Origin of the sequence: Pseudarthrobacter sulfonivorans (genome assembly GCF_014712225.1) — a bacterium.
Taxonomy (GTDB): Bacteria; Actinomycetota; Actinomycetes; order Actinomycetales; family Micrococcaceae; genus Arthrobacter; species Arthrobacter sulfonivorans.
Genome location: NZ_JACXBW010000007.1, coordinates 202,237 through 216,001 on the forward strand (window position 1 = coordinate 202,237; position 13,765 = coordinate 216,001).

General features: G+C 64.8%; 12 protein-coding genes. 8 read left to right on the top strand and 4 right to left on the bottom strand.

Features of this window, described 5'->3' with window-relative positions:
• Positions 1 to 73: 73 nt before the first annotated feature.
• Positions 74 to 787, bottom strand: a complete 714-nt coding sequence (locus IAQ70_RS11165; protein WP_190989386.1) for a DUF4166 domain-containing protein — start codon at positions 785 to 787, stop codon at positions 74 to 76.
• 144 nt (positions 788 to 931) lie between these two features.
• Between IAQ70_RS11165 and mtrA the strand changes: the two genes are divergently transcribed.
• The 7 genes from mtrA to secA all read left to right on the top strand — a co-directional run bounded on the left by mtrA (position 932) and on the right by secA (position 11,259).
• On the top strand, positions 932 to 1,606 hold the full coding sequence (gene mtrA, locus IAQ70_RS11170) for an MtrAB system response regulator MtrA (RefSeq protein WP_190989387.1): 675 nt from the start codon (positions 932 to 934) through the stop codon (positions 1,604 to 1,606).
• Positions 1,578 to 3,554: an MtrAB system histidine kinase MtrB gene (mtrB, locus tag IAQ70_RS11175; protein WP_407682575.1), complete on the top strand. Its 1,977-nt coding sequence runs from the start codon at positions 1,578 to 1,580 to the stop codon at positions 3,552 to 3,554. Before mtrA ends, mtrB begins: the two co-directional genes overlap by 29 nt.
• An 11-nt stretch (positions 3,555 to 3,565) precedes the next feature.
• Positions 3,566 to 5,281, top strand: coding sequence for an LpqB family beta-propeller domain-containing protein (locus tag IAQ70_RS11180; RefSeq protein ID WP_190989431.1), 1,716 nt, complete (start codon positions 3,566 to 3,568; stop codon positions 5,279 to 5,281).
• 63 nt (positions 5,282 to 5,344) lie between these two features.
• Complete coding sequence (locus IAQ70_RS11185; protein ID WP_317983633.1) at positions 5,345 to 6,259, top strand: ComF family protein; 915 nt, start codon at positions 5,345 to 5,347, stop codon at positions 6,257 to 6,259.
• Between the two features lie 187 nt (positions 6,260 to 6,446).
• Entirely contained in the window at positions 6,447 to 7,172 is a 726-nt protein-coding gene (gene hpf / locus IAQ70_RS11190) for a ribosome hibernation-promoting factor, HPF/YfiA family (protein WP_190989388.1), read from the top strand.
• Positions 7,173 to 7,204: 32 nt separating this feature from the next.
• A complete protein-coding gene (locus IAQ70_RS11195) occupies positions 7,205 to 8,473 on the top strand; it encodes a winged helix-turn-helix domain-containing protein (protein ID WP_190989389.1) in 1,269 nt (422 codons plus the stop codon).
• A 47-nt stretch (positions 8,474 to 8,520) separates the two neighbouring features.
• On the top strand, positions 8,521 to 11,259 hold the full coding sequence (gene secA / locus IAQ70_RS11200) for a preprotein translocase subunit SecA (RefSeq protein WP_190989390.1): 2,739 nt from the start codon (positions 8,521 to 8,523) through the stop codon (positions 11,257 to 11,259).
• 69 nt (positions 11,260 to 11,328) lie between these two features.
• Here secA and IAQ70_RS11205 read toward each other — a convergent pair whose 3' ends face one another.
• Entirely contained in the window at positions 11,329 to 11,796 is a 468-nt protein-coding gene (locus tag IAQ70_RS11205; RefSeq protein WP_190989391.1) for an Rv3235 family protein, read from the bottom strand.
• Positions 11,797 to 11,840: 44 nt separating this feature from the next.
• Positions 11,841 to 12,656 (bottom strand): LysM peptidoglycan-binding domain-containing protein, encoded by an 816-nt coding sequence (locus IAQ70_RS11210; protein ID WP_190989392.1) that lies wholly within the window; start codon positions 12,654 to 12,656, stop codon positions 11,841 to 11,843.
• Between the two features lie 96 nt (positions 12,657 to 12,752).
• Between IAQ70_RS11210 and IAQ70_RS11215 the strand changes: the two genes are divergently transcribed.
• A complete protein-coding gene (locus IAQ70_RS11215; protein ID WP_317983634.1) occupies positions 12,753 to 13,361 on the top strand; it encodes a hypothetical protein in 609 nt (202 codons plus the stop codon).
• A 114-nt stretch (positions 13,362 to 13,475) separates the two neighbouring features.
• Here IAQ70_RS11215 and IAQ70_RS11220 read toward each other — a convergent pair whose 3' ends face one another.
• Positions 13,476 to 13,691, bottom strand: coding sequence for a helix-turn-helix domain-containing protein (locus IAQ70_RS11220; RefSeq protein ID WP_190989393.1), 216 nt, complete (start codon positions 13,689 to 13,691; stop codon positions 13,476 to 13,478).
• Positions 13,692 to 13,765: the final 74 nt, after the last annotated feature.

Sequence of the window (13,765 nt, forward strand, 5' to 3'; positions counted from 1 at the left end):
GGAGGGTCACTTTTCGCCCAATATCAGCGATTATCGGACCGGAAGCGACCCTGCGTTGCGTTGGGCTTTGAGGTTACCTGCGGTCTTCCCAACGGTCCGGCTGGGCGTAGCGGGGCAGGAAGTTCTGCGCAGTGCTGCCGCCAACGTACGGGCGCAGCCGGTACTGCATGTGGCCGGCGTAGACCAGCACTTCGCCAATCTGCGGCTGGAGGACCTTGACCTGGATCCGGTGCCGTCCGATGCCGTTGGCGTCTTCCTCCCACCACTGCTCGGCGTACGCCTTGGCATCCAAGGCTGCCGGCAGCGGCAGCCGGAGATGGCCAAGGAACAGCCGTGAGTCCTCGGACACCCCGCGCAGCCTGCCCTCCTCTGTGACGCTGAGTTTCAGGTCGGTAACCATGCGCCGGAACCTGCCCAGGTAGTCCACCAGCCGCGGGCCGCCGTCCGATTCCACGAGGCTGGTGGTGTCCTGGAAAATCCTGCTGCGGCCCGGGAAACGGATCTCGCGCCGCGCGGTGAGGCTGGGGCGTCCGAACGGATCAAGGTGCGCGTGGTTTTCGATCCGGAACGGGATGCCTGCCCCGAATTCCGGGAAGAACGCTTCTTCCCCGGACGTAAGCTTCAGCAGCGGCCGCAACCACGCCTGGCGGCAGCCGGCGACGTCGAAAACGCCTTCGCCAACGCCATAGTGTCCGGAGCCCGGCAGGAGCGAAAAGTACTCCTGCAGCTCCGGTTGCAGCCGGGTGAACTCCTTGCCTAAGGCCTGCTGGTAGATGGGGACGTTCATCAATGACCTCCTGGACGGTGCCGCCGGCGGCGCCGCGGTTGATTCCCAATCTACCGGCCCGGACGCAGCGCACTCCTGCTGGCTGCGCCATGCCGGGAGGGCGTTGAACAGGACAAACCTAGTTCAATAGGGGAATATATAACTATGAAGGCACGCATTCTGGTAGTTGATGATGACGAAGCGCTGGCCGAAATGATTGGAATTGTTCTGCGCAATGACGGCTTTGATCCCGTCTTCTGCGCTGACGGCGGCCAGGCCCTTGACGTTTTCCGTTCATCGAAGCCGGACCTCGTGCTGCTTGACCTCATGCTTCCCGGAGTGGACGGCATAGAGGTCTGCCGGCAGATCCGTTCTGAGTCGGACGTGCCCATCGTGATGCTTACCGCCAAATCCGACACGTCCGACGTCGTCCGCGGGCTCGAGTCCGGGGCCGACGATTATGTGCCCAAACCGTTTAAGCCCGCTGAGTTGGTTGCCCGTGTCCGGGCCCGCCTGCGTCCCGGTGACCAGAAGGCGCCCGAAACGCTGCGGATCGCTGACATCACCATCGATGTTGCCGGCCACACGGTGAAGCGCGCCGACGAACGCATTTCGCTGACGCCCCTGGAATTCGACCTCCTGGTGGCGCTGGCGCGGAAGCCGTGGCAGGTGTTCACCCGCGAGTTGCTGCTGGAACAGGTCTGGGGCTACCGCCACGCTGCAGACACCCGGCTGGTCAACGTCCACGTACAGCGGCTCCGGTCCAAGATTGAGCGGGACCCGGAAGCCCCGGAAGTTGTATTGACGGTTCGTGGTGTCGGCTACAAAGCAGGTTCCTGAGTCCTCGGGACCAGAAGGCGCCCACGCCCCGGACCAGGCCGCGGCCAAAGGGCCCGAACACACTGACGCGCTGGCCGCGGAGCTGGCGGCGTTGCCTTTCCGTGCGCGGATCTGGCGGCGCCGTGGAATCATCGTCGGAGTCCGGGTGGCGCGCCTCGTCCGCGTCGGGCTGAGCAGTTTCTTCCCGGCTTTGCGCTATCTGGGACGTTCCCTGCATCAGCGCTGGCGCCGGTCCCTGCAGTTCCGGACAGTCCTCACCACCCTCCTGCTGGCCGTGACATCCTTCGGCGCCGTGGGTGCCTACCTTTCCAACCAGATCGCCAATAACCTGTTCCAGGAGCGGCTGACCCAGGCTGAATCCGAGACCCGCTACAACGTCAAGCAGGTGCAGGAGACGTTCGACGGCGCCCAGGTCACCGACCAGTCCAGCGTCATCACGCTGGTGTACGACACCCTGAACGCCGTGGAGGGCCGCGGCTCCGTCATCCAGCGGCGCTACGTCTTCGAAGCCAAGCCTGAGCAGACCAAACCCAGGAACCGATGGGTGGAGTCGCGGGCATCAGACCAGCTGACCGTCAGCGTCATCCCGCCCGACCTGCGCAAGGCCGTCCAGGATTCCGGCAAGGACCAGTACTGGGCATCCACCGTGATTCCCGTGGGTACCGAGGACAGGCCAGGCATCGCCGTGGGCAACCTGGTGACCTTCAATGGGACCGTGTACGAGCTGTACCTGATTTACGACCTCAACACCGCGCAGCAGACACTTGACGAAATCCAGGGCGTCCTCCTGGCCGGCGGAGCCGTGCTGGTGCTGATGATCGGGGCCATTGCTTGGTACGTCACCCGCAACGTGGTCAGCCCGGTCAGCCACGCGGCCCTGGTGTCCGAGAAGCTCGCGGCCGGGCAGCTACAGGAGCGCATGGTGGTCAAAGGTGAGGACGAAGTGGCCCGCCTCGGTGCGTCGTTCAACCACATGGCCGCCAGCCTCCAGGAACAGATCACGCAGCTGGCCACGCTGTCCCAGATGCAGCAGCGGTTTGTCTCCGATGTTTCTCACGAACTGCGGACCCCGCTGACCACCGTGCGGATGGCCGCCGAGGTGCTTTACGACGCCCGCCACGACTTCGACCCCATCAACAAGCGCTCAGCGGAACTTCTCTACAACCAGGTGGAGCGGTTCCAATCCCTGCTGGCGGACCTCCTTGAGATTTCCCGTTTCGACGCCGGCGTGGCCATGCTCGACGCCGAGCCCGAGGACATCGTGCAGGTCATCGCGCATGTCATTGAGGGAGCAACTCCTGTGGCAGCGGAATACGGCTCGGAAATCATCCTGCGTGCACCCGCCGGCGGCATCGTGGCGGAGATGGACGCCAGGCGGATTGACAGGATCCTGCGGAACCTCATCCTGAATGCGGTGGAGCACGGGGAGGGCAGGCCGGTCATTGTTACTGTCGCGGCCAACCAGACGGCCGTGGGGGTGGCTGTCCGGGACCAGGGGATCGGCATGACGCCGGCCGAAGCTGCCCGTGTGTTTGACCGGTTCTGGCGGGCGGATCCTGCCCGCGCCCGGACCACCGGAGGCAGCGGCCTGGGCTTGTCCATCGCCATGGAGGACACCAAGCTCCACAACGGCTGGCTGCAGGCGTGGGGCAACAAGGGCAGCGGGTCCAATTTCCGGCTGACCGTCCCCTTGCGCCAGGGCGAGGAGATCGACCGTTCGCCGGTCCAGCTTGAACCGGGGGACATCGTCCTGCCGGACGGACAGCACGATAAGAACATTTTGGTTCTTGGACCTGGATCTGGACCCGGACCCGGACCTGGTCCTGGTCCCGCTTCCGGGACGGACGAGAGTGTCGCGGAAGCCAGCAGCCCAGGCGGCAGGACAGCGCCAGGCGCCGCCAACGCCGGCGCCGCGGCCGGGGCCACCTCGACGAAGGACCATTCATGACACGAACAGACATGACCGGTCCCGCGAAGCGCGGGCTGCTCAGAGCCTTGATTCTCCTCGTGGTGATGTTCCTCCTTGCCTCGTGTGCCCGTATCCCCACCTCGGGACCTGTGGGAAAGAGCGAGGAAGGCAGTGCAGGCAATGTGAATGCCCCGGTGTTCCTGCCGGCCGCTCCGCAGGCCGGTGCAACTCCGGAGAACATCATCGATTATTTCTACCGTGCAGGCACCGGGTATGAGGGGGACTATGCGGTTGCCCGTGAGTACTTGACCCAGGCCGCATCCGTATCGTGGAAACCCGACCAGCGGGCCCTGGTGTACCGCTCAGCGACCGTGGTGGAGACCGGCGTCGAAAACGTCTACAACTACCAGCTGGACGTGGCCTACACCGTGGATGTCGACGGCATTGCCACGCAGTCTCCGGAAGGAACCATCGAGAACATTCCGGTGACGCTCACCCAAGTGGACGGTGAGTGGCGGATTTCGGCCATCCCCAACGGGACGGCCATCCCGGAGGAGACGTTCAAGGTCATCTACGGTGCCTACCCCATCTACTTCTACGACCCCAGCTTTACGTATGCAGTTCCGGACGTCCGCTGGTTCATCAAGAACAAGACCGTCAAGGCCATGACCAGCGCCCTGCTGGCCGGCCCCGCGCCGTATCTGCGCGGAGCCGTGGTGAGCGCGTTCCCGTCCGGCATGAAGCTGGCGCGCGAGTCCGTCCCGGTGGTGTCCGGGGCAGCCCAGGTGGACCTCTCCGCCAAGGAGCTCACCGAGGCGTCCACGGAGGACCGGCTCCGGATGCAGACTCAGCTGGCGCTCACCTTCCGCAGCCAGCCCGACGTCGTCAATGTTGAGCTGCGTGCCAACCAAGACCTGGTGCGGGTGGAAGACAACGGCTCCGTGCTGCCCCCTGTGCGGGACAAGAACGTGCCCGCACGGGAGATTGCCATCAGCGGCAACGAGCTGGTGCGTTACGAGAACAACAGGGTTTCCCCGCTCCCGGACATGCAGCCCGTGTCCTCGCTGGGCCCCCGCTACCCTGCCGAGTCACCGGTGTCCCAGACGGTCGCCTTCCTCAATGAAAGCCGGACGACGCTTTACAGCATGGTGCCCGGCCAGCCGGCACGCGCCCTGACAACCCGAAGCACCCTCACGCATCCCTCATTCAGCCTTCACGATTGGGTGTGGGCTGCGGGCCCCGGCGCGACCGGCGGCACTGAGGTGGTGGCTTACAGGCCGGCCGGAGTGTCTGAGGGAGCGACCGTTCCCACTGTCACGATGACGCCGGCGTGGCTGGCCGGCAGGACCGTCAAGGATTTCAGGATCTCCCGCGAGGGCGTCCGTGCCCTGGTGATATCGGAACAGAGCGGCCAGACCAAGGTCCAGGTAACGGGAATCATCCGCAATGCTGACGGGACGCCCCGGGAATTGACCACCCCCATCACCCTCGTGACGGCAAGCAACCCGGAGCAGGGGGTCTGGGTCAGCGACACAACCGTTGCCGTGATGAAGGGGTCCGCCAGCGCGAACGTCACCCCGGAACTGCTGTCCCTCACTTCCGGGCAACCCCAGCAGTTGGCTCCATGGCCCGGCCTGGTGTGGCTCAGCGCGGGCAACGGTCCCGAGGAAGTCTACGGACAGTCTGCCGAGGGAATCTTCCAGCGGCTGGGGAACGGCTGGTCGCCCCAGCTCAAGGGTCCCATCGATCCATCCTTCCCGGGGTAGCAGTTCTCCACATAAGGCGCTTGGCAGATACCTTTGCTGCCGCGACCGGGTGAGCATGGAGGCGTGCGACATGAACACTCGATCCGGCATCCGGCGGGCAGTCCCGCCAAAGCGGCGGCTGCCCCGGATCCGGACCTCCTGCCGCCCCTGCCGTCCGCCAAGCACCGCGGCGGGCAGCCCCGTACGTGGTTGCGGGCCGCGGACCACGTTGCCGGCGCCGCGGCCGGGCTCCTGGCGCTTGCGGTCCCGGTGGACTGTGTCTGCTGCGGTGCAGAGGACCTGGCACTGTGCGTGGCCTGTGAGCGGCAGGTGCGGCTCCTGACCAGGCACCCGTTCAGGGCCGAGCAGCAGGCGCCGGCCCTGATGAACGTCGACGGCGGCATCATCCTTCCGGTAGTCGCCGCCGGGGTGTATCGCGAGGAGTTAGCCCAGGGCCTGCTGTCGTTCAAGCGCCACGGCCAGCACCAACTCGGGGCAGTCTTTGCCAAGGGCCTGGGCCACGGCATTGCCGCAGCAGCGGCCGGGCTCGACGACGTCTGCCTGGTTCCGGTGCCCAGCAGCGCCGGCGCGTTCATCAAGCGGGGCTTCAGCCCTATCCACCTGCTGCTGTCCGCATGGCTGCACCTCCAGCACCAGGGCCGCACCCGCACCGGAGCGCAGATAGTGGACGTACTCAGGAAATCACGGCGCCGAGCGGCTTTGCAGCAGCTTCCCGGCGGCCAGAAGGGCCTTGGAAGGGGAGCCAGGGCCGCTAGAGTCAGGGGGTCCATGAAGGTCCCGGGACACAAGCGCAGGCAGGTCTCGGGACGCCGGTGCATCATCGTGGACGACGTCCTCACCACAGGCGCCACGCTTGCCGAAGCGGCCCACGCTCTGCACCTCAGCGGAGCCGTTGTTGCCGGTGCCGTGGTACTCGCGGCGACACGCCCGCCTGATTCAGCTGGGAGCGGAGCCGGTGCCCCGGGGGACGGCGGGTAGCCGCCCGTCTTAGAAAAAAATAAACGAATAAAGGATGAATAAGCGATGGCGATGAACTAACGTCGTTGATGGGTACCAAGAACAAGTTGTACCTTTCGATGGCGGCTCGGAAAGGGGCTCGACTGTCAATCAGATCGGCCTCCGGGAAGTGCCGTCGTCGTGTCACCGAAGTCATTTGGAGGGCACCATGGAGTTTATGATCAGCGGACGCAATCTGACGGTCTCAGACCGATTCCGCGAATACGCCGGTGAGAAGATCGCGAAGATCGAGTCACTGGGCGACAAGGTCCAGCGGGTGGATGCGAAGGTGTCCAAAGAGACGAACGCACGCCAGACCGGCGACCAACTCACCGTTGAGGTAACTGTTCTGGGCCGCGGACCTGTGATCCGCGCGGAAGCCAGCGCCGCAGACAAATTCGCGGCATTTGATCTCGCCTACACCAAACTGCTTGAGCGCCTCCGCCGGGCCAAGGACCGCAAGAAGGTCCACCACGGCCGCCACACCCCCAAGGCAGTACGCGAAGCAACTGCTTCATTGGAGCCCGCCAGCACCAGTGAACCGCTTTATGTCGAGGCAAGCCATCGAAATGAACCGCAGGCAGCGCCTGCCGAATCATCGCCTTATGACCTCGAAAACGACATTCCTGCAGGGGACTCCCCGGTGCTGATCCGGCGCAAGGTTTTCCCCGCTGCCTCCCTTAGCCTCGACGACGCCGTAGACAATATGGAGCTCGTGGGCCACGATTTCTACCTGTTTGTCGACAAAGCCACCAACACACCCTCCGTGGTCTACCGCCGCCGCGGCTGGACGTACGGGGTCATCACCCTCGACCACGAATGCGAACCTGGGGACACCGTTGTCGAAGAGAAGATTCTTGCTTACCGTTCCGACGATCAGGCTGCGAAAGTCTAGGGTGGTTCCCACCCGCCAATGAAGGGACTGATGTGCCAGCAACGCTGAGCCTTGACCAGGCCCGGCGGATCGCACTGGCAGCACAGGGACTCGAGAAAGGACGGCCCGCCGGCCCCGTGACCTCACGGGCGGTGGGCCGTACCTTTGCCCGGCTCCAACTGGTCCAGATCGACTCCGTCAATGTGCTGTCCCGAAGTCACTTCCTTCCCTTCTTTTCGAGACTGGGAAACTACGACCGCACCATCCTGCAGCGGATGTCCGGAACGCACCCCCGGCGCATGATGGAGTACTGGGCGCACGAGGCCAGCTTCATCCGGCCGGAACTCTTTCAGGACCTCGTCCTGTGGCAGAAACGCCCGTGGGTGGGTGCCGCAGCGCTGGACCCGGCGCTACGCGAAGGGGTGACCGGGAAAATCCTTGATGTCCTGGCCGCCGGAAAGCCCCTGACGGCAGCGGAACTGACCGCGAAAATCGGGCATGTCGAGGACCGTCGGACCGAGAACTGGGGATGGAACTGGAATGCCGTCAAACGGGTTCTCGAGCACCTCTTCGAGGACGGCCTGATCTCTGCGGCGTCCAGGAGCGAGCAGTTCGAGCGCAGATATGCACTCACCGAACGGGTCCTGCCCGACCGTTCGGCGTTGGCGGAGAGTCAGCGGGACCCCGTGGACGCCCTGCGCCGCCTCCTCGACGCAGCCGCGCAGGCGCACGGTATTGGCACCGTGCGCTGCTTCGCTGACTACTTCCGCACTCCGGTCAAGGCTGCGGCCGCCGCCGTCGACCATCTCGTCAGTACCGGAAGGCTGGAACCTGTCACCGTGGCGGGGTGGGACCGGAAGGTCTTCCTGCACGCGGATGCCAGGCTGCCGCGGCGGGCTGAGGGACGGGCGTTGTTGAGCCCTTTCGATTCGCTGGTGTTCGAGCGGCGCAGGCTTGAGGAGTTGTTTGGCTTTCACTACCGGATCGAAATTTACACACCCGAGCATTTACGGCGCTACGGGTACTACGTTCTGCCGTTCCTACTCGGGGACAGGATCGTGGCGCGCGTGGACCTGAAGGCGGACCGTGCGGCCGGGAAGCTCCTGGTCAGGTCAGCGCACGGGGAGCAGGACGCGCCGCCGGGGACCGCCGTCGAACTCTCCGAAGAGCTGGAGCTCATGGCCGAATGGCTCGGATTGGGGGACATTGCGGTCAGCCCGGTGGGGGGCCTGGCCGGGCCACTTACGGCGGCCCTCCGCCGCCGTGGTGGGCCGATCCGCTCTCAGGGAACAGCGGCAACGTGGCCAGCGTCTCTCCCGTAGACTAAAAACGCCAGAATTCGGCAGCATCAGACTGGGAGTATCTTCACGTGGCATCACTTATCGAAAAACTTCTCCGTACGGGTGACAAAAAAACCCTGCGGCAACTTCGGAACTATGCCGACTCCATCAATGCTCTCGAAGAATCGTTCCAAACCTTCACGGACGCGGAACTCCGCGAGGAAACCGACCGCCTCCGCGCCCGCCACCAGGACGGTGAGCAGCTGGACGATCTGCTGCCGGAGGCCTTCGCTGCCGTGCGTGAGGCATCATCGCGCACGTTGGGCATGCGCCACTTCGACGTCCAGTTGATGGGTGGCGCTGCCCTCCACCTGGGCAACATCGCCGAAATGAAGACCGGTGAAGGCAAGACCCTCGTGGCGACCGCGCCGGCTTACCTCAACGCCCTCACCGGCAACGGCGTCCACGTGATCACCGTGAACGATTACCTCGCCGAATACCAGTCGGACCTGATGGGCAGGGTCTACCGATTCCTCGGCCTCACCAGCGGCTGCATCCTCTCCAACCAGGATCCCGCGGTGCGGCGGCAGATGTACGCCGCGGACATCACGTATGGCACCAACAACGAATTCGGCTTCGACTACCTGCGCGACAACATGGCGTGGGACAAGTCAGAACTGGTGCAGCGCGGCCACAACTTCGCCATCGTCGATGAGGTTGACTCCATCCTGATCGACGAAGCGCGCACGCCGCTGATTATTTCCGGCCCCGCCCAGGGCGATACCAACCGCTGGTACAGCGAATTCGCCAAGGTGGTCCAGCGCCTGAAATTGGGCGAAGACTACGAGGCCGATGAGAAGAAGCGCACGGTCGGCGTCCTGGAGAGCGGCATCGAAAAGGTGGAGGACTACCTGGGCATCCAGAACCTCTACGAGTCCGCGAACACCCCGCTGATCGGCTTCCTGAACAACGCCATCAAGGCCAAGGAACTTTTCAAGCGCGACAAGGACTACGTCATCCTCGACGGCGAAGTGCTCATTGTTGACGAGCACACCGGACGTATTCTCGCCGGCCGCCGCTACAACGAGGGCATGCACCAGGCCATTGAGGCGAAGGAGGCCGTGGAGATCAAGGCCGAAAACCAGACCCTCGCCACGGTGACGCTCCAGAACTATTTCCGCATGTATTCCAAACTCTCCGGTATGACCGGCACGGCCGAGACCGAGGCCGCCGAGTTCATGAGCACCTACAAGCTGGGCGTTGTGGCCATCCCCACCAACCGGGACATGCAGCGCATTGACCAGTCGGACCTCGTCTACAAGAACGAGACCGTCAAGTTCGACGCCGTGGTGCAGGACATCGCCGAACGCCATGAACAGGGGCAGCCGGTCCTGGTGGGCACCACCAGCGTTGAAAAGAGCGAATACCTGTCCCGGTTGCTCGCCAAGGAAGGCATCCGGCACGAGGTCCTGAACGCCAAGAACCACGCCCGTGAAGCCGCCATCGTGGCGCAGGCCGGGCGCAAGGGTGCTGTCACGGTGGCCACCAACATGGCAGGCCGCGGCACTGACATCATGCTGGGCGGCAACGCCGAGTTCACGGCGGTGGCCGAACTGGCCAAGCGCGGGCTGGATCCAGAGGAAAACTCCGACGAGTATGAGGCCGCCTGGCCTGCCGCCCTGGAAGCGGCCAAGCAGGCCGTCAAGGACGAACACGAAGAAGTGCTGAACACCGGCGGCCTTTACGTCCTGGGTACGGAACGTCACGAATCCCGGCGCATCGACAACCAGCTTCGCGGCCGCTCCGGCCGCCAGGGCGATCCCGGCGAGTCACGCTTCTACCTTTCGCTGACCGATGACCTGATGCGGCTCTTCAACTCAGGTGCCGCCGAACGCCTGATGAACAGCTCCGTCCCGGACGACGTCGCGTTGGAATCCAAACTTGTCTCCCGCGCCATCGCGTCGGCGCAGGGCCAGGTGGAGGGCCGCAACGCAGAGCAGCGCAAGAACGTGCTGAAGTACGACGACGTCCTGAACCGCCAGCGCGAAGCCATCTACGGTGATCGGCGCCGGATCCTGGAAGGCGACGACCTGCACGAGAAGGTCCAGTTCTTCATTGAGGACACCATCACCGCCCTGATTGACTCGGCAACGGCCGAAGGCAACGGTGACGATTGGGACTTCACCCAGCTGTGGACCAACCTGAAGACGCTGTACCCCGTCAGCGTCACCCCGGAGGAGATCCTCGAGGAAGCCGGCGGCAAGTCCCGGCTCACCGTTGAATTCCTCAAGGAGGAGCTGCTCTCCGACGCCCGCCTGGTCTACCAGGCACGGGAAGAGACCATCGGCTCCGAGAGCATGCGTGAGCTGGAACGCCGGGTGGTGCTTTCTGTAATCGGCCGCAAATGGCAGGAACATCTCTACGAGATGGACTACCTCAAGGAAGGCATCGGCCTGCGGGCCATGGCCCAGCGCGACCCGTTGGTGGAGTACCAGCGCGAGGGCTTCACCATGTTCCAGGCCATGATGGAGGCCATCCGCGAAGAGAGCGTCGGCTTCCTGTACAACCTCGAGGTTGATGTTACCCCGGCGCAGGACGTTGTCGTGGCCGACGCCGCCGGTGGCCATACGGAGCATGTCGAACCCCAGATCCGCGCCGCTGGCCTGGAAGCGCCGGAGAAGCCGGCGCAGCTGCAGTACACCGCCCCTGGCGAGGACGGAGCCACCCAGACCCGCGTTGAAGGCCGCGCGTCGTCACGGTCCGGCAACCCCGCCAAGGCAGCATCGCAGGATGCTGCAAAGCGGCAGGCAAAGAAGAAGCGCCGCTGACCGCGGCGTAAAAACAGGAAGTGCCCGGAGCGTTAGCTCCGGGCACTTCCACTTTTGCCCGCATACGCCTCAGCCGACCACGAGTTCCGTCACACGCCATGCCTGTTTCCCCCGTTCCAGGCGGACCGCCACAGCACGGGCGCGGACGTCGTCAACCACCACAGCACTTGCCTCGTAAATGCCTGGTGCGACCTCGCACGCGCGGACTGACCGGACCACGGAATTCTTGTGCAGCCGGGCCAGGGTAGGTGACGCGGAGCGCGCCAGCTCCCGCCGGATCAGGGTGGCGCGGTGCTGGAGCACGGCGAGGCAGCGCGGATCCAGGCGCCTGGCCAGCTGGTGGATGGGCCGGATCCCGGCGAGGACCTCCATGGCGGCCTGCACCGTACTGCGTGCAATGGCGAGGACCTCGGCATCGTTGTCCGCTGCCCGCAATGGCTGGACCGGTGCGTGGGCCGGCTGGAGGTGGGCCTGGTGGATTGCTGCCGCCGGGGCTCCGTTGGCCCGTGCGGATCGGATGGGCGTAACTGCCTTCATGTGATTCCCCTGGGATTATGTGCTGGTGAATGTCGGAAGATCGGTTATCCCGCGGAGGGTGCCCGCAGGATCTGCCCGGGCAGCAGGACATGCGGGTTTTCGCCGATCTGGGCCTTATTGGCCTCGTACCAGCGCGGCCAGTGCAAGGCGACGTCGACATCCGAGGCAGCCGGTCCCAACTGCTGCGAGGCAATGTCCCACAACGTGTCCCCGGCCAGGACCGTGACCTCAAGCCCGGCTGGAGGTGTGCCCTGCGCGGCGCGGATGGGTTGGGCCGCCAGCAGACCGGGGTCGGTGGCCGGTGGGCTAGGCCGCCAGTCGGGCCGGACTGCTGCCGGCACTGGAAAGTGGGGGTCCGGAGCCACCGGGGTGGAGAGCAGCTCTGATGGCACGCCGTGGTTCTCCGGGGCCGGCTGTGCCTTGCCGGTGGGGGCCCATTGGGCCTGGAGCGCCGCTTCCTGGGTCGGGGCCCAGGCCGGCCCGGCAGGCGGTACAGCCGCCTGGGCCATGGGAGCAGCGAGCAGCTGGGCGGACAACGCTGCCACGGCGAGCCGCCGCATATAAGCCGGGCAAAACCGGCCTGCCCGGTCTGCGGCCCGCCGTCTGCCGCAGCGGGCAAGAACTGCACCCGCCAAGGCCGCCAGTACGGCGAAAATCCACCACGCCACGATTGCCAGCCCTGCGGCCACCGCGACCACCCCCAGCAGGTCATCGACGCCGGGCGCTTGCCGCCGGGCTGCGGACAGGTGCCAACGGTTCACCAGGCCCATGCCGGTGAAACATAAAAAGGACCCCAGCAGAAGGATGGACACGGCCATCACGGCGTCTGCGCGAAGAATGCGTGCTGGGTGAACGGTCATGATGCTCCCGCCTGTTTGATGTCGTTTGATGCTGTTTGATATAGATACGCTTATTTTGACCTGAGTCTGCAAGGTTTGTCTAGGGAATGGAGTGAATTGACCGCCGGTAAAGCCGCCCCTACGCTTGGGCCCATGCGATGGGATGCACTGTTCGGTGACATGGAGGCACAGTTTTCCGAGGGCGCGAAGCTGGCAGTCGAAGCCGAGATCTCCGAACGTGCCAGGGTGGAAGCCGCCTCCGTTGTCCTTGCGGACAGGCTGCGTGGTGGCCTGGGTAGCCGGCTGGCTGTTCATCTTTTCGGCGGGCGGATCTTCGAGGGAGTCCTCAGTCATGCAGGGGCAGATGCCCTGCTCCTGGATGAGGTGCGCCATCAGGTCCTGATTCCCTATGGTGCAGTTGCGCACTATGCCGGCCTGGGGCGCATTTCCCTGGAGGAGCCGTCGCAGGTCAGGCGGCGGATCGGACTGGCGCACGCCTTGCGCGGCCTGGCGCGGGACCGGGCCGGCCTTGCGGTTATCCTGCGGCACGGCCCGGCCGATGGCAGCGGGCTGACCGGTGTGATCGACCGGGTGGGCGCGGATTTCGTGGACCTGGCATTGGTCGGTCCCGGGGAGGCCCGGCGCGCCTCAGAGGTCCGGCGGGTTGTCACCATTCCCTTTGCATCGGTGGGTGCGGTCCGTTCGTGGCATGCCGGTGAGCTGTAGGCGCGGGTCAGAGCCTCGTGCAGATAACTCAGTTTTCCGGCCCGCTTGAGGTCACTATCTGGACAAGAACTCAGCAGACGGTGGTAGCGGCAACCGCCGCCCGGATCAACAGGCTTAGCCCTGCTTGGCCTTGGCTTCCCGGATCATGCGGCTGGCCTCGGCGTAACGCTCCTCGATGTACTGCTCCAGCATTTTCTCCTCAACGCGCCACTGGCCCCTTCCACCCACCTGGATGGCTTTGAGTTCACCGCTGCGAACCAGTGCATAGGCCGCCGGTGAGTTGATCTGGAGCTGCTCCGCAACATCGGCGAGGGTGAGGAATCTGGGCATGCAACCAGTTTGCCACTTAAGGCCTCACTTGGTGTGGTTATCCACAGTTTGCCGCTGTTTGGTCTTATGACCCT